Source organism: Nocardia jiangsuensis, assembly GCF_042650385.1.
GTDB lineage: Bacteria > Actinomycetota > Actinomycetes > Mycobacteriales > Mycobacteriaceae > Nocardia > Nocardia jiangsuensis.
In genome coordinates this window covers 214,768-236,848 of record NZ_JBHSAX010000004.1, presented here as the reverse complement: position 1 = coordinate 236,848, position 22,081 = coordinate 214,768, and the positions used below count along the sequence as shown (strand labels likewise).

The 22,081-nt window shown below is 71.1% G+C and carries 26 protein-coding genes; 16 read left to right on the top strand and 10 right to left on the bottom strand.

Annotation, left to right across the window (positions count from 1 at the left end; translation table 11 throughout):
- Position 1 precedes the first annotated feature (1 nt).
- Positions 2 to 1,168, bottom strand: coding sequence for a bifunctional molybdenum cofactor biosynthesis protein MoaC/MoaB (gene moaCB / locus ACFO0B_RS04910; protein ID WP_378611073.1), 1,167 nt, complete (start codon positions 1,166 to 1,168; stop codon positions 2 to 4).
- Positions 1,165 to 2,370, bottom strand: a complete 1,206-nt coding sequence (locus ACFO0B_RS04905) for a molybdopterin molybdotransferase MoeA (RefSeq protein ID WP_378611072.1) — start codon at positions 2,368 to 2,370, stop codon at positions 1,165 to 1,167. Before ACFO0B_RS04905 ends, moaCB begins: the two co-directional genes overlap by 4 nt.
- 51 nt (positions 2,371 to 2,421) lie before the next feature.
- Between ACFO0B_RS04905 and moaA the strand changes: the two genes are divergently transcribed.
- From moaA to ACFO0B_RS04885, 4 genes are all read left to right on the top strand, one after another.
- Positions 2,422 to 3,480, top strand: coding sequence for a GTP 3',8-cyclase MoaA (gene moaA / locus ACFO0B_RS04900; protein WP_378611071.1), 1,059 nt, complete (start codon positions 2,422 to 2,424; stop codon positions 3,478 to 3,480).
- Positions 3,473 to 3,715 (top strand): MoaD/ThiS family protein, encoded by a 243-nt coding sequence (locus ACFO0B_RS04895; RefSeq protein ID WP_378611070.1) that lies wholly within the window; start codon positions 3,473 to 3,475, stop codon positions 3,713 to 3,715. The genes moaA and ACFO0B_RS04895 overlap by 8 nt, the downstream gene beginning before the upstream one ends.
- Positions 3,716 to 3,806: 91 nt before the next feature.
- Positions 3,807 to 4,517, top strand: coding sequence for a YciI family protein (locus tag ACFO0B_RS04890; protein WP_378611069.1), 711 nt, complete (start codon positions 3,807 to 3,809; stop codon positions 4,515 to 4,517).
- On the top strand, positions 4,514 to 5,869 hold the full coding sequence (locus ACFO0B_RS04885; protein WP_378611068.1) for an RNA polymerase sigma factor: 1,356 nt from the start codon (positions 4,514 to 4,516) through the stop codon (positions 5,867 to 5,869). Before ACFO0B_RS04890 ends, ACFO0B_RS04885 begins: the two co-directional genes overlap by 4 nt.
- Here ACFO0B_RS04885 and nadE read toward each other — a convergent pair.
- Both nadE and ACFO0B_RS04875 read right to left on the bottom strand, forming a co-directional pair.
- On the bottom strand, positions 5,814 to 6,638 hold the full coding sequence (nadE, locus tag ACFO0B_RS04880; RefSeq protein ID WP_378611067.1) for an ammonia-dependent NAD(+) synthetase: 825 nt from the start codon (positions 6,636 to 6,638) through the stop codon (positions 5,814 to 5,816). The two genes, ACFO0B_RS04885 and nadE, sit on opposite strands and share 56 nt — an antisense overlap.
- 8 nt (positions 6,639 to 6,646) lie before the next feature.
- Positions 6,647 to 7,279, bottom strand: a complete 633-nt coding sequence (locus ACFO0B_RS04875; protein ID WP_378611066.1) for a TetR/AcrR family transcriptional regulator — start codon at positions 7,277 to 7,279, stop codon at positions 6,647 to 6,649.
- Positions 7,280 to 7,371: 92 nt separating this feature from the next.
- On the opposite strand from ACFO0B_RS04875, the gene ACFO0B_RS04870 reads away from it, so the two are divergent.
- The 6 genes from ACFO0B_RS04870 to ACFO0B_RS04845 all read left to right on the top strand — a co-directional run bounded on the left by ACFO0B_RS04870 (position 7,372) and on the right by ACFO0B_RS04845 (position 11,901).
- Positions 7,372 to 7,938, top strand: coding sequence for an NAD(P)H-dependent oxidoreductase (locus ACFO0B_RS04870; protein WP_378611065.1), 567 nt, complete (start codon positions 7,372 to 7,374; stop codon positions 7,936 to 7,938).
- A gap of 353 nt (positions 7,939 to 8,291) precedes the next feature.
- A complete protein-coding gene (nrdH, locus tag ACFO0B_RS04865; RefSeq protein ID WP_378611064.1) occupies positions 8,292 to 8,525 on the top strand; it encodes a glutaredoxin-like protein NrdH in 234 nt (77 codons plus the stop codon).
- Positions 8,526 to 8,565: 40 nt separating this feature from the next.
- On the top strand, positions 8,566 to 9,072 hold the full coding sequence (gene nrdI / locus ACFO0B_RS04860) for a class Ib ribonucleoside-diphosphate reductase assembly flavoprotein NrdI (RefSeq protein WP_378611063.1): 507 nt from the start codon (positions 8,566 to 8,568) through the stop codon (positions 9,070 to 9,072).
- 5 nt (positions 9,073 to 9,077) lie between these two features.
- Complete coding sequence (gene nrdE / locus ACFO0B_RS04855) at positions 9,078 to 11,159, top strand: class 1b ribonucleoside-diphosphate reductase subunit alpha (protein WP_378611062.1); 2,082 nt, start codon at positions 9,078 to 9,080, stop codon at positions 11,157 to 11,159.
- A 75-nt stretch (positions 11,160 to 11,234) separates the two neighbouring features.
- Positions 11,235 to 11,489, top strand: a complete 255-nt coding sequence (locus ACFO0B_RS04850) for a type II toxin-antitoxin system Phd/YefM family antitoxin (protein WP_378611061.1) — start codon at positions 11,235 to 11,237, stop codon at positions 11,487 to 11,489.
- Positions 11,482 to 11,901, top strand: coding sequence for a type II toxin-antitoxin system VapC family toxin (locus ACFO0B_RS04845; RefSeq protein WP_378611060.1), 420 nt, complete (start codon positions 11,482 to 11,484; stop codon positions 11,899 to 11,901). Before ACFO0B_RS04850 ends, ACFO0B_RS04845 begins: the two co-directional genes overlap by 8 nt.
- A gap of 1 nt (position 11,902) precedes the next feature.
- On the opposite strand, the gene ACFO0B_RS04840 is transcribed toward ACFO0B_RS04845, so the two are convergent.
- Positions 11,903 to 12,298, bottom strand: coding sequence for a RidA family protein (locus ACFO0B_RS04840; protein ID WP_378611059.1), 396 nt, complete (start codon positions 12,296 to 12,298; stop codon positions 11,903 to 11,905).
- 53 nt (positions 12,299 to 12,351) lie between these two features.
- Between ACFO0B_RS04840 and ACFO0B_RS04835 the strand changes: the two genes are divergently transcribed.
- Entirely contained in the window at positions 12,352 to 13,338 is a 987-nt protein-coding gene (locus ACFO0B_RS04835) for a helix-turn-helix transcriptional regulator (protein ID WP_378611058.1), read from the top strand.
- Here ACFO0B_RS04835 and ACFO0B_RS04830 read toward each other — a convergent pair.
- The 3 genes from ACFO0B_RS04830 to ACFO0B_RS04820 all read right to left on the bottom strand — a co-directional run bounded on the left by ACFO0B_RS04830 (position 13,305) and on the right by ACFO0B_RS04820 (position 15,051).
- A complete protein-coding gene (locus tag ACFO0B_RS04830; protein WP_378611057.1) occupies positions 13,305 to 13,691 on the bottom strand; it encodes a hypothetical protein in 387 nt (128 codons plus the stop codon). The genes ACFO0B_RS04835 and ACFO0B_RS04830 overlap by 34 nt on opposite strands.
- A complete protein-coding gene (locus tag ACFO0B_RS04825; RefSeq protein WP_378611056.1) occupies positions 13,681 to 13,983 on the bottom strand; it encodes a hypothetical protein in 303 nt (100 codons plus the stop codon). Before ACFO0B_RS04825 ends, ACFO0B_RS04830 begins: the two co-directional genes overlap by 11 nt.
- A 72-nt stretch (positions 13,984 to 14,055) precedes the next feature.
- Positions 14,056 to 15,051, bottom strand: a complete 996-nt coding sequence (locus ACFO0B_RS04820; protein ID WP_378611055.1) for an LLM class F420-dependent oxidoreductase — start codon at positions 15,049 to 15,051, stop codon at positions 14,056 to 14,058.
- A 231-nt stretch (positions 15,052 to 15,282) separates the two neighbouring features.
- Between ACFO0B_RS04820 and sigK the strand changes: the two genes are divergently transcribed.
- The 4 genes from sigK (at position 15,283) to ACFO0B_RS04800 (ending at position 18,801) form a co-directional block, all read left to right on the top strand.
- Positions 15,283 to 15,876, top strand: coding sequence for an ECF RNA polymerase sigma factor SigK (gene sigK, locus ACFO0B_RS04815; RefSeq protein WP_378611054.1), 594 nt, complete (start codon positions 15,283 to 15,285; stop codon positions 15,874 to 15,876).
- Between the two features lie 122 nt (positions 15,877 to 15,998).
- Complete coding sequence (locus tag ACFO0B_RS04810; protein WP_378611053.1) at positions 15,999 to 16,229, top strand: hypothetical protein; 231 nt, start codon at positions 15,999 to 16,001, stop codon at positions 16,227 to 16,229.
- Positions 16,230 to 16,444: 215 nt separating this feature from the next.
- Entirely contained in the window at positions 16,445 to 17,815 is a 1,371-nt protein-coding gene (mgtE, locus tag ACFO0B_RS04805; RefSeq protein WP_378611052.1) for a magnesium transporter, read from the top strand.
- Positions 17,816 to 17,916: 101 nt separating this feature from the next.
- Entirely contained in the window at positions 17,917 to 18,801 is an 885-nt protein-coding gene (locus ACFO0B_RS04800) for a dioxygenase family protein (RefSeq protein ID WP_378611051.1), read from the top strand.
- Positions 18,802 to 18,955: 154 nt separating this feature from the next.
- On the opposite strand, the gene ACFO0B_RS04795 is transcribed toward ACFO0B_RS04800, so the two are convergent.
- On the bottom strand, positions 18,956 to 19,852 hold the full coding sequence (locus ACFO0B_RS04795; protein ID WP_378611050.1) for a hypothetical protein: 897 nt from the start codon (positions 19,850 to 19,852) through the stop codon (positions 18,956 to 18,958).
- A gap of 157 nt (positions 19,853 to 20,009) precedes the next feature.
- Between ACFO0B_RS04795 and nrdF the strand changes: the two genes are divergently transcribed.
- On the top strand, positions 20,010 to 20,972 hold the full coding sequence (gene nrdF / locus ACFO0B_RS04790; protein ID WP_378611049.1) for a class 1b ribonucleoside-diphosphate reductase subunit beta: 963 nt from the start codon (positions 20,010 to 20,012) through the stop codon (positions 20,970 to 20,972).
- A 16-nt stretch (positions 20,973 to 20,988) separates the two neighbouring features.
- Here nrdF and ACFO0B_RS04785 read toward each other — a convergent pair whose 3' ends face one another.
- Entirely contained in the window at positions 20,989 to 22,041 is a 1,053-nt protein-coding gene (locus ACFO0B_RS04785; protein WP_378611048.1) for an ABC transporter substrate-binding protein, read from the bottom strand.
- Between the last annotated feature and the right edge of the window lie 40 nt (positions 22,042 to 22,081).

The following is a 22,081-nucleotide window of genomic DNA, read 5'->3' as shown; positions in this document are numbered from 1 at the left end:
ATTACTCCTTGTGTGCGCCGCCGCCCGCCACCTGGGCGAGCAGGTGGTCGAGCAGGGGTTCCAGCACGGTGATGCCGTCCCGGACGCCACCGGGGGAGCCGGGCAGGTTCACCACCACCGAGCGGCCGACCAGCCCGGCGACGCCCCGGCTGAGCGAGGCCAGCGGGAACTTCGCGGCGCCGTGCCGCCGGATGGCCTCGCCGATCCCGGGCAGCTCCCGGTTCAGCAGGGCCAGCGTGGCCTCGGGGGTGGCGTCGGTGGGGGCGGCGCCGGTGCCGCCGGTGCTGATCACCAGCTCCGGTTCGAAGCGGAGGGCGTCGGCGAGGCCGAGCGCGATCTCGGCGTCCGCGTAGACCAGCGGGCCGCGCACCGCGAAGCCGAGCCGGGTGAGCCAGTCGGCGAGCACCGGCCCGGTCCGGTCCTCCCGCGTCCCCGCCGCGACGCCGGTCGAGGCGACGAGAACCACCGCGTTCCGCGCGGGCGCGCCGGGCGGTTCCGCGATGCCCGCGGGGGAGTCCGATCGCACTTTTCCGGCGACGTCGTCCGCCAGGGCGTCTCCGGCATCCGCCGTCCTGTCGGCCACGCCCGCAGTCGCGCCCGCGACCGCACTCGCGCCCGCGGTCGCGCCCGTGGCGGCCGGCGCGCCGGACTCGTCCACCGCGGCGAATGCCGGCTCCGCGCCGACGCCGGCCACCTCGCCTTCGCGGGACCAGTTCCCGCGCTTCCCACCGCTCTTGGTGAGCAGCCGGACCCCGTCCAGAACGGCCGCGGGATCCACCGCCTTCACCATGTCGTGCAACGTCAACCCCGCCACCGCGACGGCGGTCAACGCCTCCATCTCGACCCCGGTGACCCCGGTGGTCTTGGCCGTCGCCTCGATCCCGATCCCGTCCGCCAGGAACTCGAACGCCACCTTCACAGAGGTCAGCGCGATCGGATGGCAGAGCGGGATCAGCTCGGAGGTCTTCTTCGCCCCCGCGATCCCGGCCACCCGCGCGGTGGCGAGCACGTCGGCTTTCGGCAGGTCGTCGGCGCGCACCAGCGCCACCACCTCCGGCGTGGTGCGCAGTACTCCCGCCGCGGTGGCGGTACGCGCGGTCTCGGCCTTCGCGCTCACATCGACCATGTGCGCGCGGCCCTCTCGGTCGATGTGCGACAGATCGCTCACAGTGACCAGACTCGCACAACCGCACCGGCGGGCAGTTCGGTGACCGCCTCCGGAATCTCCACCAGCGCGTCGGCCCTTGCCATCCCGGCCACCAGATGCGAGCCGGGCCCGGCCACCACCCGCACCCCCGCGGCCGTCAGCGCACCGCGCAGGTACTGCCGTTTCCCGGCGGGCGAGCGGATCGGGTCGCGCAGCGCCAGCCACTGCTCCGGCACCGGCGGCAGCCCGGCCAGCTCGCGCAGCACCGGCCGCGCGAACACCTCGAAGGAGACCGCGGTGCTCACCGGGTTGCCCGGGAAACTGAGCACCGGAACCCCGTCCACCACGGTGTACCCCTGCGGCCCGCCCGGCTGCACCGCCACCGCGCCGAACACCCCGCCGAGCGGCCCGAGCACCTCCTTGACCACCTCGAAGTCACCCTGCGAGACCCCGCCGCTGGTGAGCACCACATCCGCGGCGGCCACCGCGGCGCCGAGCAGCGCGCGGAACTCGCCGTGGTCGTCGGTGCTGTGCGCCACCGACACCACCTCGGCGCCGTTGTCGGTGAGCGCGGCGGCCAGCGCGGCGCCGTTGGAGTTGTAGATCGTGCCCGGCCGCAGCGGCACCCCGGCGGGCATCAGCTCGTCACCGGTGGTCAGCACCGCCGCCCGCACCGGCGCGACGACGGGAACGGTCACCAGCCCGACCGCGGCGAGCGCGGCGACGTGCCGCGGCGCCAGCCGGGTCCCGGCGGGCACGAGCAGGTCACCCCGCCGCACGTCGGTGCCTGCCTCGCGAACGAACTCGCCCACGCCGCGGCCGCGCGAGACGGTCACCGTCTCCCCGTCCGAGCTGGTGTCCTCGACCGGGACGACGCAGTCCGCGCCCGGCGGCACCGGTGCGCCGGTCATGACCTTCACCGCGGCGCCTGCGGGCAGTGGCTGGAGCGCGTCGGCACCTGCCGCGAGCACCCCGGCGAGCGGCAGCGTCACCGGCGTCACCAGCACCGACTCCGCGCGCAGCGCGTACCCGTCCATGGCGGAGTTGCGGAACACCGGCAGCTCCAGCGGGCTGTGCACATCGGCGGCGAGCAGCGCGTGCAGCGCCGCACCGGGCGCGACCTGCCGCACCGGCCGCGGCCCGGCCGGTCGCAGCAGCTCCGCGACGGTGGCCCGGTATTCGTCGACCGACCGGGCCGGGGCGAGAGCGGGCCGGGAATTCATGGGTTTCAGCCTAGTCGGTCACCCGGCGGCGGCCGTCGTCATAATGGAGGGGTGACGTTGGTCGACATGGGGATCCCAGCCGTGCGGTCCGGGCATCCCTCGCTGGCCGGCCGCCCCGATACCCCGCTGCTGCTGGACAAATACGGCCGCACCGCTCGCGACCTGCGCGTCTCCATCACCGAGAAGTGTTCGCTGCGGTGTACCTACTGCATGCCGGAGGAGGGGCTGCCGCCGATCCCGGTCGAGGAGCTGCTGACCGCGGCCGAGATCGTGCGTCTGGTGACGCTCGCGGTGCGCGAGCTCGGCATCCGCGAGGTGCGGTTCACCGGCGGTGAGCCGCTCATGCGGCGGGATCTGGAGCAGATCGTGGCCGGGTGTCACGCCGCCGTCCCCGATGTGCCGCTGGCGATCACCAGCAACGGGGTCGGGCTGGCGCACCGCGCGGCCGGGCTGGCCGCCGCCGGCCTGCACCGGGTGAACATCTCGCTGGACACCGTCGACGCGCGCGACTTCCACCGCCTCACCCGCCGGGACCGGCTGGATTCGGTCTTCGCCGGAGTCAGGGCCGCGCACGCCGCCGGGCTCACTCCGGTCAAGGTGAACGCCGTGCTCATGCGCGCCACCCTGGCCGGTGCGCCGGACCTGCTGCGCTGGTGCCTCGACCAGGGCTGCGAGCTGCGTTTCATCGAGGAGATGCCGCTGGACGCGGACCACGAGTGGGCCCGCGGCGCGATGGTCACCGCCGCCGAGCTGCTCGAGGTGCTCGGCACCCGCTTCGACCTGGTCCCGGTCGGCCGCTCCGACCCGTCCGCCCCGGCCGAGACCTGGAGCGTCGACGGCGGCCCCGCCACCGTCGGCATCATCGCCTCGGTGACCCGCAAGTTCTGCGACAGCTGTGACCGCACCCGGCTCACCGCCGACGGCATGCTGCGCTCCTGCCTGTTCAGCGATCAGGAATTCGACCTGCGCCGGGCGCTGCGCACCGGCGTCGACGACGCCGGGCTCGCCGAGATCTGGCGCGGGGCGATGTGGAACAAGTGGGCTGGGCACGGCATCGACGCCGCCGACTTCGTCCCCCCGGAACGCACGATGGGAGCGATCGGTGGTTGAGGTCCGCTACTTCGCCGCGATCGCCGACGCGGTCGGCAAGCACAGCGAGACGCTCGCGCTGCCCGTCGGCGCCACCGTCGCCGACCTGCGCGGGGCGCTCGCCGCCGCCTACGGCGCCGAGCTGGACGCCATGCTCGACGCCTGCGCCTACCTCGTCGGCGACGAGCTCACCCGGGATCGCGCCGCAGTGCTCACCCCGATGGTCGACGTCCTCCCGCCCTTCGCTGGCGGGTGACGCAGATCACACTGTCGAGGTGCGGCGGGTGTCTTCGTCGTCCTGGTAGGAGGGGTTCCGTGCTCTTCCGAAACCGGGAAGGATGACCGATATGTACTACTTGGCAGTGTTGCTCGGGGCCGAGGGCGGGCCGGATGCCACGCCGGGAACGCCGGAGTTCGACGCCGAGGTGGAGCGGTACGCGGCCTTCGACGCCGCGGCCGGTGCGGCGGTCGCCGGTGGCGCGGCGCTGGCGGACACCTCCGAGGCGGTACGGCTGACCAGGCAGGATGAGCGGATTCTGGTGACCGACGGCCCGTTCGCGGAGTCCGCGGAGGTGGTCGGCGGCTTCTACGTCCTCGACGTGGCCGATCTGGACGAGGCGATCGACGTGGCCGGGAAGTTGCCCGCCGTGCGCACGGGTGCCGTCGAGCTGCGGCCCGTGGCGCAGTACTTCCCGCACGCCGAGCCCGGCGCCCAGTGGTGGGCCGCGCTGCTCTGGGAGCGGCCGGAGGCGGTGATCGCACCGGACACCGCGGAGTGGGACCGCGCCGCCGCCGCGCACGGCGCCTTCGCCGAGGCCGCGGGCGCGGCGCTGACCGGCGGGGTCGCGCTGCACCCGCCCGGCACCGCCACCACGCTGCGCGCCCCCGCGGGCGAGCTGCTGCTCACCGACGGGCCGTTCGCCGAGGCGGCGGAGGTGCTCGACGGGCTCTACCTCTTCACCGCGGCCGACCGCGCCGCCGCCGTCGAGCTGGCGGGCGGGATCCCGCTCGGCCCCGGCGGGGCCACCGAGCTGCGCCCGGTCCTGGCCTTCGGATGACCGGGCGGGCCGGCCGGTTCGACGCGATCTACCGCGCCGAGTTCGGCCGGTCCGTCGCGGTACTCGCCCGCGACACCGGCGACCTCGGCAGCGCCGAGGACGCCGTCCAGGAGGCCTTCACCCGAGCCGTTCGCCACTGGCCGGAACAGGGCGTCCCCGACCGCCCCGGCGCCTGGATCACCACCGTCGCCCGCCGCATCGCCCTCGACCGGCTCCGCAGGGAAGCCGCGCGGGCAGGCAAGGAACGGGAAGCGGCGCTCCTCGCCACCGCAACCGCCCCCTTCCCGCCGGACGGACCTGCGCCGGATGCTTTCGCGCCGGTAGGCCCCGCGCGGGACGGCGCCGCACCCGGCGCATCAGCGACCAACCCCCTCGCCGACGAACGCATGCGCCTCCTCTTCGCCTGCGCCCACCCCGCCCTCGCACCCGAGGCGCGGGTGGCGCTGATCCTGCGCCTCGTCTGCGGCCTGCGCACCGCGGAGATAGCCCGTGCTTTCGTCGTCCCGGAGCCGACCGTTGCCCAGCGCATCTCCCGCGCCAAGGCCAAGATCCGCCGCGCGCGGATCCCACTCGAACTCCCACCGCGGCACCGCCTCCCGGAGCGCGTCCCGGTCGTGCTCGCGGTGATCCACCTGGTCTTCTCCGAGGGCTACTTCGCCACCGCGGGCCCGGACGCCGTCCGTGACGATCTCTGCGACGAGGCACTCCGCCTCGGCGAACTGATCTGCGCCCTCCCCGGCCCCCACGCCGCCGAGGCGAACGCCCTCAACGCACTCATGCTGCTCCAGGACAGCAGACGCGCCGCCAGGCGAACCCGCACCGGCGCCCTGGTGCCCCTCGAACACCAGAACCGCGCCCACTGGAACACCACCCGCATCGAAGCCGGACTCCGGCACCTCCGAGCCGCCGCCGGAGCCACCGGCCCCTACCTCCCGCAGGCCGAGATGGCGGCCGCCCACGCCACCGCCCGCTCCTGGCCGGAGACGAACTGGACCCGGATCGTCACCTGCTACGACGCCATCACCGCCGCGGGCGCCGCCGCCCCGGTCCTGGTCAACCGAGCGATCGCCATCGGCTTCCGCGACGGCCCCGATGCCGGGATCGCCGAACTGGACGCCGTCGCCGAGCACCCCCGCCTGACCGGCACCCACCTGCTCACCGCCGCCTACGCCGACACCTACCGGCGTGCCGCCCGCTACCAGGAGGCGGCCGCGCACTACCGCGCCGCCATCCCCACCGCGCCCACCGAACCGGTTCGCGCCTTCCTCCGCACCCGCCTCGCCGAGGTGGAGCGGGTCACCGCCACCACGTGTCCAGCGGAGCGACGGGCAGATTCCGCTTGTGCCTGGTAGCGATGAAGAGCGATTCCAGCCGCTCGACGACCGCATCGCTCACCTCCGCCCCCTCCAGGTAGTCGTCGATCTCGCTGTACCGAACCCCGAGCGCCTCCTCGTCGGGCAGCGCGGGCCGATCGTCCTCGAGATCGGCGGTCGGCACCTTCGCCCAGGTGCTCTCCGGCGCCCCGAGCGCGCGCAGCAGCGCCGCCCCCTGCCGCTTGGTGAGCCCGGTGAGCGGCGTGACGTCCGCGCCGCCGTCGCCGTACTTGGTGAAGAAGCCGGTGATCGCCTCCGCCGCGTGATCGGTCCCGAGTACGAGCAGGTTCTCCTGCCCGGCGATGGCGTACTGGATCACCATCCGCTCCCGCGCCTTCACGTTCCCGCGCACGAAGTCGCGCAGCCCGTCCACCCCGAGCCCGCGCGCGGTCTCGGCGGAGAGCGCGTCGACCCCCGGCTTCGCGTTCACCACCACCGAGCGGTCCGGCCGGATGAAGTCGAGCGCGACCTTCGCGTCCGCCTCGTCCGCCTGCACCCCGTACGGCAGCCGCACCGCGACGAACGCCGCCTCGACCCCCTCGTCGCGCAGCTCCGCCGCCGCCAGCGCGGCCAGCCGCCCGGCGAGCGTGCTGTCCTGCCCGCCGCTGATGCCGAGTACGTACCCCTTCGCCCGCGTCGACTTCAGGTAGTCCTTCAGGAACTGCACGCGCCTGCGGATCTCCGCCTCCGGGTCGATCCGGGGCCGGACCCCGAGTTCGGCGCTGATCTGTTCGCGCAGCCCTGCCATGTCGCTCCTCATTCCGGCACGCTCGCCCTGCGGGCGAGCGTCTCCCAGTTGTCCGCGATCTCGTCCCGGGTGTACCCGAGGTCGTGCAGCTGATGCATGACCAGCGCCGCGGCCAGCGGAGCGAGCAGCGCATCGGCCAGCAGCCGCGGATCGCCCGGCGCGCCCGCCTCGCGCAGCAGCGTGGTGACGTGCACCCGGCTCACGTTGTAGGGCGGGTTGCGGTACCGCTGCTCGGCCTCGCCCAGCTCGGCGGCGCGGTGCAGCTCGCCCTCCACCTCGATGTCGAGCAGCCGGGCCCGGCCGAAGGCGACCAGCCGCCGCACCGGCGGCGCGCCGGGGCCGAGCGGCGGCGGCCCGAAGAGGAAGGCGCCCTGGAACTTCTGCTCGGAGTGGTCGAGCAGCGCCACCAGTAGCCCGGAGCGGGTGCCGAAGCGGCGGAAGACGGTGCCCTTGCCGACCCCGGCGCGGCGCGCCAGCTCGTCCATGGTCAGGCTGCGCACGCCCTTCTCGCGCACCAGCCGCTGCGCGGTGTCGAGCAGCAGCCTGCGGTTGCGCGCGGCGTCGGCCCGCTCGACCGGGACCTCGGGCACCGCGCCGAGCAGCGGGAGCGGCGCCCGATCCTTCGGTGTGTCATAGCTCACAAGGCTGGCTCCGGGTCGGGGGAAGTAATCGGACCGTGGTCCGGTTACTACTGCGGACAGACGGAATCTATCCCAGTACATCAGGAGTCGTCATGAGCCAGACCAGCGTTCTCGTCCTCGTCGGCAGCCTGCGCGCCGCCTCGGTCAACCGGCAGCTCGCCGAGGCCGCGGTGCACGCCGCCCCCGAGGGCGTATCGGTGTCGCTGTACGAGGGCCTCGGCGACGTCCCGTTCTACAATGAGGACATCGATGTGCCCGGCTCGGTGCCCGCGGCCGCGCAGTCGCTGCGCGACGCCGTCGCCGCCGCCGACGCGCTGCTGCTGGTCACCCCCGAGTACAACGGCACGATCACCGCCGTGCTCAAGAACGCCATCGACTGGGCCTCCCGCCCGTACGGCTCCGGCGCCGTCAAGGGCAAGCCCGTCGCCATCGTGAGCGCCTCGATCAGCTCGAACGCCGCGGCGTGGGCGCACGGCGACACCGTCAAGGCGGTCGGCGTCGCGGGCGGCACCGTGGTCGAGGCCGCGCACGCGCGGTTCGGCGGGATCGGCGAGCGCTTCGGCGCCGCGCACCCGCGCGAGGACGCCGAGGCGCTGACCCAGCTCGGCGCCACCCTGCACGAGCTGGTGGCCGCCGCCGGCCAGCGCGTCGACGCCTGATTCCACTCCGTCCCGGCGCCCCGTCCACCTCGGGTGGGCGGGGCGCCGCGCTGTGTCCGCTGTGACTGGCGATGCGGGCGGGGCGAGAGTTTGCTGAGGTGCTGCCGAGAGCGTGTTTTGTGATCTGGATCACATGTTTTGGGAAGCGTCCTCGGCGTGTCCTGGGAGTTAATTCCACGGATGTGACTCACCAGGTCTAGTGCTGCTCGGTTCTGTCGGCCACTAGGTGTAGTGTCTGCCGTACCGAATCGCACACCCCGTCCACCGCCCCCGGCGGGAACTGTCAAGGGGATGTTCGTGCCGGGATCCAAAGTTTGCGCAGGGACATTCGGCCGTGGATGAGAGGGACATCAATGACCATCACCGTGTACACCAAGCCCGCGTGCGTCCAGTGCAATGCCACCTACAAGGCGCTCGACAAGGCCGGGGTGGATTACAGCATCGTCGACATCTCGCAGAACGACGACGCCCGTGATTTCGTGATGGCGCTCGGCTACCTGCAGGCGCCCGTCGTCGTGGCGGGCGAGGAGCACTGGTCCGGCTTCCGGCCGGACCGGATCAAGGCGCTCGCCACCGTCGCGGCCTGAGCCGCAGGGCCGTCGGGCGGCCCATTTCCAGGAGGGTGTCGTGACCGGACTCGTCTACTTCTCCAGCGCATCGGAGAACACCCACCGTTTCGTGACCAAACTGGCGCTGCCCGCCCGGCGCATCCCGCTGCACCTCTCCGAGAAGCTGCGCGTGGACGAGCCGTACGTGCTGATCTGCCCCACCTACGGCGGCGGCAAGCACCTCGACGGCCGCCGCTCCGACCGGGAATTCGTGCCACGGCAGGTGGCCCAGTTCCTCAACGATCCGCACAACCGCGCCCTGCTGCGCGGGGTCGTCGCCGCGGGTAACACCAACTTCGGCGAGACGTTTTGCTTTGCGGGCGAGGTGATCTCGCGCAAGTGCGCGGTTCCGTACCTCTACCGCTTCGAACTCATGGGAACCGCAGAGGACGTGGCCCGCGTCCGCGAAGGATTGGGATTGTTTTGGCAACAGCAACGACAGCACCGGCCGGAAAGTCAGCCCGCCTGGAGCAGCCCCCGGTCCGCGGCGGAGACGCCGGAGAGGGCCTCGATTACCACGCCCTGAACGCGATGCTGAACCTCTACGGCGCGGACGGACGCATCCAGTTCGACCGCGACCGGGAGGCCGCGCGGCAGTATTTCCTGCAGCACGTCAACCAGAACACCGTCTTCTTCCACAACCTCGACGAGAAGCTCGACTACCTGGTCGAGGAGAACTACTACGAGGGCGAGGTGCTGGCGAAGTACGGCCGCCCCTTCGTGAAGGCGCTGTTCGAGCAGGCCTACGCGAAGAAGTTCCGGTTCCCGACCTTCCTCGGCGCGTTCAAGTACTACACCTCGTACACGCTCAAGACCTTCGACGGAAAGCGCTACCTGGAGCGCTTCGAGGACCGGGTCTGCATGGTCGCGCTCACCCTCGCCGACGGCGACGAGAAGCTCGCCGTCGAGCTGGTCGAGGAGATCATCACCGGCCGCTTCCAGCCGGCCACCCCGACCTTCCTGAACTCGGGCAAGAAGCAGCGCGGCGAGCCGGTGAGCTGCTTCCTGCTGCGCATCGAGGACAACATGGAGTCCATCGGGCGCTCGATCAACTCCGCGCTGCAGCTCTCCAAGCGCGGCGGCGGGGTCGCGCTGCTGCTCAGCAATATCCGCGAGCACGGCGCGCCGATCAAGAAGATCGAGAACCAGAGCTCCGGCGTCATCCCGATCATGAAGCTGCTGGAGGATTCCTTCTCCTACGCCAACCAGCTCGGTGCGCGGCAGGGCGCGGGCGCGGTGTACCTGCACGCGCACCACCCGGACATCTACCGCTTCCTCGACACCAAGCGGGAGAACGCGGACGAGAAGATCCGGATCAAGACCCTCTCGCTCGGCGTGGTGATCCCGGACATCACCTTCGAGCTGGCGAAGAACAACGAGGACATGTACCTCTTCTCGCCGTACGACGTCGAGCGCATCTACGGCAAGCCGTTCGCCGACGTGAACATCACCGAGAAGTACTACGAGATGGTCGACGACAAGCGGATCCGCAAGTCCAAGATCCGGGCCCGCGAATTCTTCCAGACCATCGCCGAGCTGCAGTTCGAGTCCGGCTACCCGTACATCATGTACGAGGACACCGTGAACCGCGCCAACCCGATCGCGGGCAAGATCACGCACTCCAACCTGTGCTCGGAGATCCTGCAGGTCTCGACGCCGTCGACCTACCACGACGACCTGTCCTACGACCACGTCGGCAAGGACATCTCCTGCAACCTCGGCTCGCTGAACATCGCCAAGACGATGGACTCGCCCGACTTCGCGCGCACCATCGACGTCTCGATCCGCGCGCTCACCGCCGTCTCCGACCAGACCCACATCTACTCGGTGCCCTCCATCGAGCAGGGCAACAACGCCTCGCACGCCATCGGCCTCGGCCAGATGAACCTGCACGGCTACCTGGCCCGCGAGCACATCCACTACGGCTCGCCCGAGGGCATCGACTTCACCAACATCTACTTCTACACGGTGGTGTACCACGCCCTGCGCGCCTCGAACCGGATCGCCATCGAGCGTGGCTCGTACTTCGGCGGCTTCCCGGAATCCAAGTACGCCAGCGGCGAGTACTTCGACAAGTACACCGAGCGCACCTGGGAACCGGAGACCGACCGCGTCCGGCAGCTCTTCGCCGACGCCGGCGTGCACATCCCCACCCAGCAGGACTGGCTGGAGCTGAAGTCCTCCGTCATGGAGCACGGCATCTACAACCAGAACCTGCAGGCCGTCCCGCCCACCGGCTCGATCTCCTACATCAACCACTCCACCAGCTCCATCCACCCGGTGGCGTCGAAGATCGAGATCCGCAAGGAAGGCAAGATCGGCCGCGTCTACTACCCGGCCCCCTACATGGACAACGACAACCTCGAGTACTACGAGGACGCCTACGAAATCGGTTACGAGAAGATCGTCGACACCTACGCCGCCGCCACCCAGCACGTGGACCAGGGGCTCTCGCTGACGCTGTTCTTCAAGGACACCGCCAGCACGCGTGACCTCAACAAGGCGCAGATCTACGCGTGGCGCAAGGGGATCAAGACGCTCTACTACATCCGGTTGCGGCAGATGGCGCTCGAGGGGACCGAGGTCGAGGGCTGCGTCAGCTGCATGCTGTGACCGGGCCTGCACCCTCTCCGATCGGTCCTCTCGATCGCTATAGCCACCTATAGCATCCATGGCTACTCTGAAGAGATGACCAGGACGATCAGCCAGGCCGAACTACGCAACGGGAGTGCGGGAGTGATGGATGCGCTCGAAGCGGGTGAGGACTTCGTCATCACCCGCAACGGGCAGCCGGTCGGCGAGCTGCGGCCCATCACCCGGCCGCGCACCCTGACGACCGCCGAGCTACAGCGGCGGCTCGCCAGGTTCGCCGGTCAAGCGAGCGGGGCGGGGGAGCGGGCGGAGATCGACGCGGTCTTCGGCGAGGAGCGGCTGGATGACTGAGCCGGGGGCGAGGTTCCGGTACCCCGTCGGCCTGCTCGACACCTGCACGCTGATCGATCTCCCCCTCCTCTCCGAGGCCGACCTGCCGACCGAGTCGAGGATCAGCACGGTCACGCTCGCGGAGCTGGGGCTGGGGGTGGCCCTGGCGGCGGATCCGACGACGCTGGCGCTCCGTACCGAGCGCCTCCTGGAGATCGAGCACGCGGTCGACGCGCTGCCGTTCTCCGCGACGGCAGCGCGTCGATTCACCTCGATGGCGAAGTTGATCGTCTCCGCGGGGCGAAGCCCCAAGCCGCGCCGGATGGATCTGATGATCGCCGCGATCGCCTCGTCGAACGACCTGCCGTTGTTCACCCGCAATGCAGCCGACTTCAAGGGCTTGGATCCGCTGCTGACCGTGGTCGCGGTGTAACTCAGTCCACGGCGGTCCCCTCCAACTCGACCAGCTGGCCGGGAACCGCGAGGCGGGTGACGCCGAGCATGGTGGTGGCGGGGGCGATGCCCGCCGCGCCGAGGCGGGCGGCGAGGACGCCGTAGTGCTGGAAGAGCAGGTCGACGTCGGTGGTGTAGACGTTCAGCCGGACCAGGTTCGGGAGGCCCATGCCGGCGGCGGCGAGGACGGCTTCCAGGTTGTCCAGGGTCAGGGCGAGCTGGGCGGCGAGGTCGCCGGGGTGCTGGGGTTCGCCGTCGGCGTTCATGGCGGTCTGGCCGGAGCAGTAGAGGGTCCGGGTGGGGGTGGTGACCAGCTCGGCCTGGTTGAAGCCGAGCGGCAGGGACCAGGTGACGGGGTTGATCGCGGTTCGTTCCATGCGGACCAGCCTCGCAACGAATCACGACAACCGCTGTCGGGTATTTTCGAGCCGTGCGCGCCGACCGATTGGTCTCGCTGGTCCTGCTGCTGCGCAGCCGCGGCCGGATGACCGCGCCCGCGCTCGCCCGCGAACTGGAGGTCTCCACCCGGACCGTGCTGCGCGATATCGAGGCGCTGTCGACCGCCGGGGTCCCGGTCTACGCCGAGCGCGGGCGGCACGGCGGGTTCGCACTGCTCCCCGGCTTCCGGACCGAGCTCACCGGGCTCAACCACGACGAGACGCTGGCCCTGCTCACCTCCGGAGCGGGAACTTTCGGGTTGGGGCCCGCGCTCGCGTCGGCGCTGCGGAAAGTGGCCGATGCGCTGCCGGAGAGCCATGCGGCCGCTGCGGGCGATCGAGCCCGGCGACTCCTGCACGAACCGGAGACGGATCTGCTCGAGCGCAGACGCACCCGCGACGACATCCCGGCTCAGGTCATGGCGGAAATCCGCCGCGCGGTCGTCACCGGGCGCCGGCTGCGCATCCACTACGCGGCGGCCGGCACTGATCCCCGATGGCGCACGGTGGACCCGATCGGCCTGGTCACCGCACGCGACCAGGGCTACCTGCTCGCCCTCAGGGCGGGGGAGGACCGCACCTACAAGTTGTCCAGGGTGCTCACAGCCGAGGCACTGGACGAACCGGCGCAACGGCCGGAAGCCGTCGACCTCGAGCGAGTCTGGCGAGACAGGGGAAGTCGTTTCCGCACCGGCGGCGACCAGCTCGTCGTGGCGGTTCGGGTCGACCCGGACCGCCGGGCGGAGCTGACGGACACCGCCCTGGCCGTCCACGCCGAGCACCTCGACCCGGACGGTCGCCTCTGCCTGGAACTCGCTTTCCAAGATCTCAGGCACGCCGAATGGGCACTGTGGCAGCTCGGCGCGGCCGCGGCGGTCGTTTCCCCGCAATCGTTGCGCGGCGCGCTGCGGGAGCGGGCCGCGGCCATGGCCGCCTGCTACGGCGATCAGGGTGCGCCGGGCGACTCCGACCAGAAGTAGCGCTCACGGTTCCACGCGATGGCATCCAGGCGCTGCAGGTCCCCCTCGAGCCAGTCCCAGATCAACTGCTCGACCGTCGCGAGGTCCGCCACGGTGGTCCCGAGGAATTCGGTGTCGGAGTGACCGTGTACCTCGAGCAGATAGTCGGTGTCGCTGTTGCGATAGGTCTGGATGAAACCCGCGCGGCCGGGTCTGATCACTGTCATGAACGGCCCGCCGCGGGCATGCGGAAGCCTGTTCAGCCAGTAGTGCAGGTGGTCCCGGGTCAAGGTGGCGAACGTCCTGGAACCGACTGTCACGGTCAGGTTTCGGTGGACGACCGGCACCTGCTCCGGCAGGGAGTCAGTCTTCATCGACGTACTCCCACCCGAAATCCAGGCGGGCGTGCGGCACGAGCGCGACCACCCGGTCGGTGAGCGTCCGCTCGAACTCCGGAACCCACCGATAGAACCCGCTGAAGATGACCGGATCATCGGAGTCCGCCTGCACGTACAGGTCGTCGGCTTCCTCCCCCAGGGTGATGGCCACGTCGAGAGCCAAGCGTTCGCTTTCGAGAACGTCGGTCAGTATTGCGGCCACGCCGGCGCGTTCGCGCTCGTCCCTCGAGTTGCGAACCCTGAAGAACACATCGATGTTCACGGACATGACGCAGACCGTAGAACAAGGCACCGACAGCGATGGGGCGAAAACGGTTCCGCCCCCATCGCTTCGAACGATCTACGCCAGCGCGGGCAGCACCTCCTTCTCGAAGAGCTCGATCCCGCTGGTGTCGTACGCCGACTCCGGGAAGTTGAAGATGGCGTACCCGAGCCCCAGCTTCCGCAGAGCTGTCAGCCGCTCGATGATCTGCTCCGGCGTGCCGACGGCCGCGCCGCCCGCCGTCAGATTCTGGATGTACCCGGCCCCCTTCTCCGCGCCGAGCACGGGCGCGAGCCGGTCGGCGATCGCCTTCTTGCGCTCCGCGACCTCGGCCTCGGTCGCGCCGACCACGACGTTGAAGTTCGCGCTGCGCACGATGGCGTCGTAGTCGGTGCCGACGTCGGCGCAGTGCCCACGCAGGATCTCGGACTTGTGGGTGAACTCCGCCGGGTCGTTGCCTGCGAAGTTGGTGTACTGCGCGTACTTTGCGGCGATCTTCAGCGTCTTCTTCTCGCCGCCGCCCGCGATCCACAGCGGGATCCCGCCCTCCTGCAGCGGCAGCGGGTACACCCGGGCGCCGTCCACCTGGTAGTACTTGCCGTCCAGGGTGGCGCTGCCTGTGGTCCAGGCCTGCCGGAAGATCTGCACGCCCTCGTCCAGCCTGCCCAGCCGCTCACCGGCGGTGGGGAAGCCGTACCCGTAGGCGCGCCACTCGTGCTCGTACCAGCCGCCGCCGATGCCCATCTCGGTGCGGCCGCCGGAGATGGCGTCCACGGTGGCGGCGACCTTCGCGAGGTAGGCCGGGTTGCGGTAGCTGATCGCGGTACACATCTGACCCAGCCGGATTCGCGAGGTGGTCGCCGCGAAGGCCGACATGAGCGTCCACGCCTCGTGCGTGGCCTCCTCGGTCGGCTCCGGCACCGTGTGGAAGTGGTCGTAGACCCACAGCGACTCCCAGACCGGGTTCGCGTCCGCGCGCGCGGCGAGATCCCGCAGCACCCCCCACTGCGCGGCGGTGTCGATGCCGACCAGATCCAGCCGCCACCCCTGCGGGACGAAGATTCCGAAGCGCACAGCACTCTCCTCGTGTGTCGTCGCGTGTCGGGCGCACACGCGCCCATCCTCCACTCTGTCGAGCCGGCGCCGCGCGGGCAACGATTCGGCGCTCCGCGCGCGCAATTCCGATCACGGCCGAGAGCGGGGCCGGATCGGTCCACCGATCCCGGAGTTTGCGGCGGTTGCACGCGGGCAGTACGCGCGCACACGGGGTGTGCGGGTGCGCCCGAAACGAAGGGACCAGCGGAAATGACGCGAGCGCACACGTCGGGTGAGCCGGGGGAACGGTCCGAGTTGGACGCGCTGCTCGCGGCCGTCGCGCACAACGACCGGTCCGCCTTCACCGGCTTCTACCGCGCCACCAGCGCCAGGGCCTACGGCCTCGCGCTGCGGGTGGTGCGGCGCGAGGCGGCGGCGGAGGAGATCACCCAGGAGGTGTACCTCCAGGTGTGGCTGACGGCGGCGCGGTACGACGCCGGGAGGTCGAGCCCGCTCGGCTGGCTCCTGATGCTCACCCACCGGCGCGCGGTCGACCGGGTGCGCCGGGAGGCCGCGGCGTCGGCGCGCGACCTGGTCTTCGGGCACGCGCACCGGCCGGTCGACCACGACGTGGTCACCGAATCGGTCACCCGCCGGCTGGAGGCGAACTCGGTGGCCGACGGCATGCGGGTGCTCACCCCGATTCAACGCGAGGCCATCACACTCGCCTACTACGGCGGCCGCAGCTACCCCGAGGTCGCCGACCAGCTCGGCATTCCGCTCTCCACGGTCAAGAGCCGGATCCGGGACGGGCTGCGCCGGCTGCGCACCGAGGTCGCCGACACCGTGGTCGCCGCCGGTTAGAGAATTCGAAGGCGGACCGCGGGAATTCCGGACGGCCGCCACGCCGACGCCATGCGTACGCCCCCCGCACCGGTGTGCCGGATGGCGATCTCCGGTTCTGCCGGGCCCGCCAGGAGAAGGCGGTGCTCGGCACCACGCACATGATCGACGACCGGCTCGACGTGCACCGCGCGCTGCGCGGCCTGGTTCCGCACCTCTACCTCTACGGGCACGGCGCGAACCCGCGCCAATCGGGTTACCCACACCCCTACCTGGCCCGATGTCGAAGCCGCGCGCACGCTATGAGCGCCGTCACCGCGCCCGCGCCACGAGGTGAAATCCGCGGCGCGGCGGTGTACTCTCGCCCACGTTGATTCCCGCGGCGGCACTCGCCCCGCACCCGGAACGAGGAGGTGGACTGTCATGTGCAGTGAACCTCCCAGTCGAAGGCCGCGCGGCGCCGCCCCTTCGCTCTGATCTTTCCGATCCCTCGGCTTTTCCGGCCGGGTGCGCGCGTGGGATAGCGCTTCGCGGTGTGACGCAGTCGTAGAACTCGCTCACCCATTGCCTCGTGCCGAGGGGATCTCCCATGTCGCAAACCGATGTCATCGACGTACGCCCGGCGCTCTCGCTGCCGGACACCGTGCAGGAACTCGTGGAGACGCGCCGCGCCGACGCCGCGCTGGACTGGCTCGGCAACCACTCGCCGCACGCCATCGCCGACCAGCTCGCCCGGATGGACGCCGTCCGCGCGGGCATGGCGTTCCGGCTGCTCGACAAGGATCTCGCGCTCGCCGTCTTCGAGGAGCTCGAGCCGGTCGATCAGCAGCAGATCCTGGAAGGGTTGCGGGACAAGAGCTTCCGCGACCTGATCGAGAACATGGCCCCGGACGACCGGGCCCGCATGCTGCGCGAGGCGCCCGCCACCGTCGCCAAGAAGGTGCTCGCGGGGCTGAGCCCGCGCGAACGCCGGATGACCGCGGGGCTGCTCGGCTACCCGGAGGGGTCGGTCGGGCTCTACATGACCCCCGAGGTGGTGGCGCTCCCGCGCGACCTCACCGTGGCCGCCGCGCTGCAGACCGTGCGCGCCAAGGGCGGCCGCGCCGAAACCGTGTACACGCTGCCGGTCGTCGATACCGGCCGCAGGCTCACCGGCGTGGTCGAGCTGCGCGAACTCGTGCTCAGCGGCCCCGAGGCGCTGGTCGCCGACCTGGTGCGCACCGAGCCCGCCTTCGTGCGCGCCACCGACTCCGCCGAGCGCGCCGCCCGCGTGATGCGCGAGACCAACGTCATCGACCTGCCGGTGGTGGACAGCGAGGACCGGCTGGTCGGGCTGCTCACCATCGACGACGCGGTCGAGGTGATCGAGGCCGCGGACAGCGAAGACGTCGCCAAGCAGGCGGGCTCCGCGCCCTGGGCCGGGCACTACATGGCGGCCGGGGTCTTCCAGCTGGCGCGCTACCGCGCGCTCTGGCTGCTGCTCCTGCTGGTCGCCGCCACCCTGACCGTGAGCGTCACCGACTTCTTCGAGGGCACCCTCGAGCAGGCGGCCCAGCTCGCGCTGTTCATCCCGCTGCTCATCGGCGCGGGCGGCAATGCCGGAGCCCAGGCGGCGACGGCGTGCGTGCGCGCGGTCGCGGTCGGCGAGGTGCGCGGCGGTGACCTGCTCAAGGTGATCTGGCGGGAGTGCCGGGTCGGGTTCGTGCTCGGCAGCATGCTCGCCGTCGCCGGTGTGTTGATCGGCGGGGTCTTCGTCGGGCCGAAGGTGGCCGTCGTCGTCGGGCTCACGCTGGTGCTGATCTGCGCCTGGGCCGCGACCATCGGCGGGATGATGCCGCTGCTCGCCAAGCGGTTGCGCATCGACCCCGCGGTCGTCTCCGCGCCCATGGTGACCACGCTGGTCGACGCCACCGGGCTGATCCTCTACTTCAGCATCGCCAAGCTGGTGCTCGGGATCTGAGCCCGCCGACACACAGGATTCTCCCAGCGCGCAGCCGGCTCCGTGCCGGACCCGGCCCCTACTGTCGCTCCTGATCAGCGGAAACGACGAAAGGGGTTCGCATGGGCGAGCGGCACGAGCACGATCTGGGGTTGGCGCACGACCTGCGCACCATGACGCGCCGACGGGCGCTGTTCTTCTTCGGTGCGGGGGCGGCGGGGCTGGCCGCGGCCGGGTGCGCGTCCGGCTCGGACACCTCGACGACCCCGACCACGACGGCGAGTACGTCCGTCGCCGCGGCACCGCAGGAGACGGCCGGGCCGTACCCGGGCGACGGCTCGAACGGGCCCAACGTGCTGGTGCGGTCCGGCGTGGTGCGCAGCGACATCACCACCAGCTTCGGCGGATTCACCGGCACCGCCGAGGGGGTACCGATGACGCTGCGGATCACCCTGAAGGACCTGGCGAAGTCCGGCGCGGCGGGTACCGGCATGGCGGTGTACGTGTGGCACTGCGACCGCGACGGCGAGTACTCGCTGTACGGGAAGAACATCACCGAGCAGAACTACCTGCGCGGAGTCCAGGTGGCAGATGCGGACGGCACCGTCACCTTCACCTCGATCTTCCCGGCCTGCTACTCCGGCCGCTGGCCGCACATCCACTTCGAGGTCTACGACTCGCTCGAAGTCGCCGTCGCGGGCGAGAACGCCCGCCTCACCTCGCAGATCGCCCTCCCGCAGGATGCGAGCGAGCAGGTCTTCGCCGCCGACTCCGGGTACGCGCGGAGCGTCAGCAACCTCTCCCGGGTCTCGCTCGACTCCGACAATGTCTTCGGCGACGGGTGGGACGCGGAACTCGCGACCGTTACCGGCTCGCCGAACGATCGGATGACCGTCGCCATCACGGTCGGGGTGGCGGAGAAGTCGCAGAACACGCAGTCCCGGCAGGCGGCACCCGGCGGCGGTCCCGGCGGAATGCCGCCGGGCGGTCGGCCGCCCGGCCGTTGACCAGACCTCGCCCACTTCATCCGTGCCGGGCCCGGCGGCGCGAGCGCTGATCGGGGCCGAGATCGACCGGCGGCGCGCCCGGCCGGGAACCCGAGCGCGGCACCTGCCTTCGTCCGAAGTGGCGCCGTCCGGCGATGGCATCCGATGACGCGCTCTACCCGGCCGCGAGCGGAACGGCGGCGCGGAGGACCTCGGTCACGACTTCGGCCGGGCCATCGAACTGGATCGGGGAGAGGCTCAGTACCGCCCGGCGCGGCCCGGTCTCGTCATCGAAGACGGTAGCGGGCAGCGGCGGCCCCATGGGCACGCGCGCGGGGTTCACGAACGCGCCCGGCTCGTGCTCTTCGCAGTGCACCGGGTGCCCGTCGATCTCGAAGCGCTCCGCGCCGAGCTGCTGCTCGCCCACCTCGCCGAGCGTCAGCAGGAACCGCTGCCCCCGGTACTCGAACCCGCACTCCCACAGCCGGACTGCGCTGGGCCGGACGCCGAGCGCCGCGGTGGCCGCGCAGGGATCGGTGTTCGCGAACGGGGTGCTCGCCCGGCGCGGCTCCGCCCGCCAGCGCGCGGCGGCCGCTGCGGCGAGCCGGGTGGCCGGAGCGCAGTTCTCCGCGTCCCGCGAGGTGAGGTCCAGGTCCAGCTCGAGTACCGCGCCGAGCTGCACGGTCGTCTCGCAGCGCCGCGGCCCGCCCGGCTCCGGGGCGGTCTCGCGCACGACGGCCGGGGCGCCGTCGATGGTGGTGGCGACGGCATCCCCCTGCGGCTCCAGCGGGCCGTTCGCCGTGGTGACCTGCCAAATTACGCCGACCGCGGGATCGTCCGAGATGGTGCCGCAGCCATCGAACCAGACGGGAACGGGGGTCTCGCCGAACCCCGCCTCGGCGAGCTCCCCGGCCCCGAGCAGCGCACAGACGTCGATGGCCCTGGCCCGCTCCAGCAGCGCCCGCAGCTCCGCGTCACCGGCGGGCGGCTGCGACCAGTAGTCCGGTTCGGGCTGCCCGCAACCGGACAGCGCCACGCAGCAGGCGACCAGTGACAGTACCCTCCGGAACACGGCTTTCCCCTCCCGGCGCGGCCGCTGCGACCGGCGCCCGGAGCCACTCTATGCAGTGGATTCGCGACATTCATGCCACAAGTTCTTGTGCTACGAAAGCGACCGGTCCACAAGAGGTAGTGTTCTGAGGACTACGACGAGGACCGGAGGCTGCAGCATGAAACTGATCGATCGGGTGTCGGCCATCAACTGGAATCGGGTGCCCGACGAGAAGGACGCCGAGGTGTGGGACCGGCTGACCGGCAACTTCTGGCTGCCCGAGAAGGTGCCGGTGTCGAACGACATCCCGTCCTGGGCGACGCTGACCCCGGACGAGAAGCAGCTCACCATGCGGGTCTTCACCGGGCTCACCCTGCTGGACACCATTCAGGGCACGGTCGGCGCGGTGAGCCTGATCCCGGACGCGGTGACGCAGCACGAGGAGGCGGTGCTGACCAACATCGCGTTCATGGAGTCGGTGCACGCGAAGAGCTACAGCTCGATCTTCTCGACGCTCTGCTCGACGCGCGAGATCGACGAGGCGTTCCGCTGGTCGGAGGAGAACCGCAACCTGCAGCGCAAGGCCGAGATCGTGCTGGGGTACTACAACGGCGACGATCCGCTCAAGCGCAAGGTGGCCTCGACGCTGCTGGAGAGCTTCCTCTTCTACTCCGGCTTCTACCTGCCGATGCACTGGTCCTCGCGGGCCAAGCTGACCAACACCGCGGACATGATCCGGCTGATCATCCGGGACGAGGCGGTGCACGGCTACTACATCGGCTACAAGTACCAGAAGGGCCTGGAGCTGGTCTCGCAGGCGGAGCGCGACGAGCTGAAGAACTACACCTTCGAGCTGCTCTTCGAGCTGTACGAGAACGAGGCGGAGTACACCCAGGATCTGTACGACGAGGTCGGGCTCACCGAGGACGTCAAGAAGTTCCTGCGCTACAACGCCAACAAGGCGCTGATGAACCTCGGGTACGAGGGGCTCTTCCCGAAGGACGAGACCGACGTGAACCCGGCCATCCTCTCGGCGCTCTCGCCGAATGCCGACGAGAACCACGACTTCTTCTCCGGCTCCGGCTCCAGCTACGTCATCGGCAAGGCCGTGAACACCGAAGACGAGGACTGGGAGTTCTGAGCCGGTGGCGGCTACGTCACCCGGTGACGTAGCCGTTCAGGTTCTGCCGCACGTCGGTGAGCAGGGCGCGGGCGGCAACCAGCCCGCTGCCGTGCCAGACCGAGTCCTCCACCGCGAAGACCCGCTGGTCGGTGGCGGCGCCGAGCTCTTTCCAGGCGTCCGAGCGGAGCACCGATTCGCCGTACTCCCGGCCCGCCTCGCCGTCGAAGAGCACGAAGATCACGTCGCCCTCGACCTGGTCCAGGTCGTCGGCGCCGACGGTGAAGGAGGCGCCGCGCTGGTTCTGCGGCCTGCGCACCCCGATGTCGGTGAGCACGCCGCCCGCGAAGGTGTCGGTGCCCTGCACGGTGATGCTGTCCGCGCCGAACCGGACCACCGATGCCTGCGACTGCGCGGCGGCGACGGCGGGTTCGGCGCCGATGGCGGGGGCGTCGGCGCGGTACCCGGCCAGCGCCGCCTCGGCGACGTCGGCGCGGGCGAGCCCGGCCGCGAGCCCGACGAACTCGGCGGCCCAGCCGCTGCCGCTCCCGGCCAGCACGGTGGGGGCGACGGCGGCGAGCGCGGCGTAGTCACCCTGGCCCTGGGTGCCGATGACGACGTCCGGGTCCAGCTCGGCGATCCGGGCCGGGTCGGGGGCGCCGTCCGGGCCGACCGAGGCGATCCGCTTGACCCCGTAGCCCAGATAGTCGGGCTGCGGGCCGTTCGGGCTGGTCGTGCCGACCACGCGCTCCCACAGCCCGAGCGCGCAGGCGGCGTCCAGTGCGGGGGTGCCGAGCACGACGATGCGCTGCGGGTCGGCGGGCACCTGGGCGACCCCGCCGGTGTGCGTCACCGCGCGGGTGCCGGGACCGGGGTCGGGGCGGCTCGGCAGCGGGCAGGCCCGGCTGGTGTCGCGCTCCAGCCCGACCACGCCCGCCCCCGCGATATTGGTGGTGGTGCGGATGATCGTGCTGGCATCGTCGGTCTGCTGACCGCACCCCGCCAGCAGCAGCGTGCCCGCCGCGAGCACCGCTAGGGTGCGCGGGCTGGCGGACAGGAATCGGGTGCGGACGCGGGCACTCACCGGCATGCGGGTGAGGGTACAGGCGGAGCGGGTAGCACCCACCTGC

Coding starts and splice junctions, on each gene's coding strand:
- nrdH (WP_378611064.1), top strand. CDS start 8,292: ATGACCATCACCGTGTACACCAAGCCCGCGTGCGTCCAGTGCAATGCC.
- ACFO0B_RS04840 (WP_378611059.1), bottom strand. CDS start 12,298: ATGGAACGAACCGCGATCAACCCCGTCACCTGGTCCCTGCCGCTCGGC.
- nrdF (WP_378611049.1), top strand. CDS start 20,010: ATGAAACTGATCGATCGGGTGTCGGCCATCAACTGGAATCGGGTGCCC.
- ACFO0B_RS04800 (WP_378611051.1), top strand. CDS start 17,917: ATGGGCGAGCGGCACGAGCACGATCTGGGGTTGGCGCACGACCTGCGC.
- sigK (WP_378611054.1), top strand. CDS start 15,283: ATGACGCGAGCGCACACGTCGGGTGAGCCGGGGGAACGGTCCGAGTTG.
- ACFO0B_RS04830 (WP_378611057.1), bottom strand. CDS start 13,691: ATGAAGACTGACTCCCTGCCGGAGCAGGTGCCGGTCGTCCACCGAAAC.
- ACFO0B_RS04885 (WP_378611068.1), top strand. CDS start 4,514: ATGACCGGGCGGGCCGGCCGGTTCGACGCGATCTACCGCGCCGAGTTC.
- ACFO0B_RS04850 (WP_378611061.1), top strand. CDS start 11,235: ATGACCAGGACGATCAGCCAGGCCGAACTACGCAACGGGAGTGCGGGA.
- ACFO0B_RS04870 (WP_378611065.1), top strand. CDS start 7,372: ATGAGCCAGACCAGCGTTCTCGTCCTCGTCGGCAGCCTGCGCGCCGCC.
- ACFO0B_RS04785 (WP_378611048.1), bottom strand. CDS start 22,041: ATGCCGGTGAGTGCCCGCGTCCGCACCCGATTCCTGTCCGCCAGCCCG.
- nrdE (WP_378611062.1), top strand. CDS start 9,078: ATGCTGAACCTCTACGGCGCGGACGGACGCATCCAGTTCGACCGCGAC.
- ACFO0B_RS04825 (WP_378611056.1), bottom strand. CDS start 13,983: ATGTCCGTGAACATCGATGTGTTCTTCAGGGTTCGCAACTCGAGGGAC.
- ACFO0B_RS04845 (WP_378611060.1), top strand. CDS start 11,482: ATGACTGAGCCGGGGGCGAGGTTCCGGTACCCCGTCGGCCTGCTCGAC.
- mgtE (WP_378611052.1), top strand. CDS start 16,445: ATGTCGCAAACCGATGTCATCGACGTACGCCCGGCGCTCTCGCTGCCG.
- nadE (WP_378611067.1), bottom strand. CDS start 6,638: ATGGCAGGGCTGCGCGAACAGATCAGCGCCGAACTCGGGGTCCGGCCC.
- ACFO0B_RS04905 (WP_378611072.1), bottom strand. CDS start 2,370: ATGAATTCCCGGCCCGCTCTCGCCCCGGCCCGGTCGGTCGACGAATAC.
- ACFO0B_RS04890 (WP_378611069.1), top strand. CDS start 3,807: ATGTACTACTTGGCAGTGTTGCTCGGGGCCGAGGGCGGGCCGGATGCC.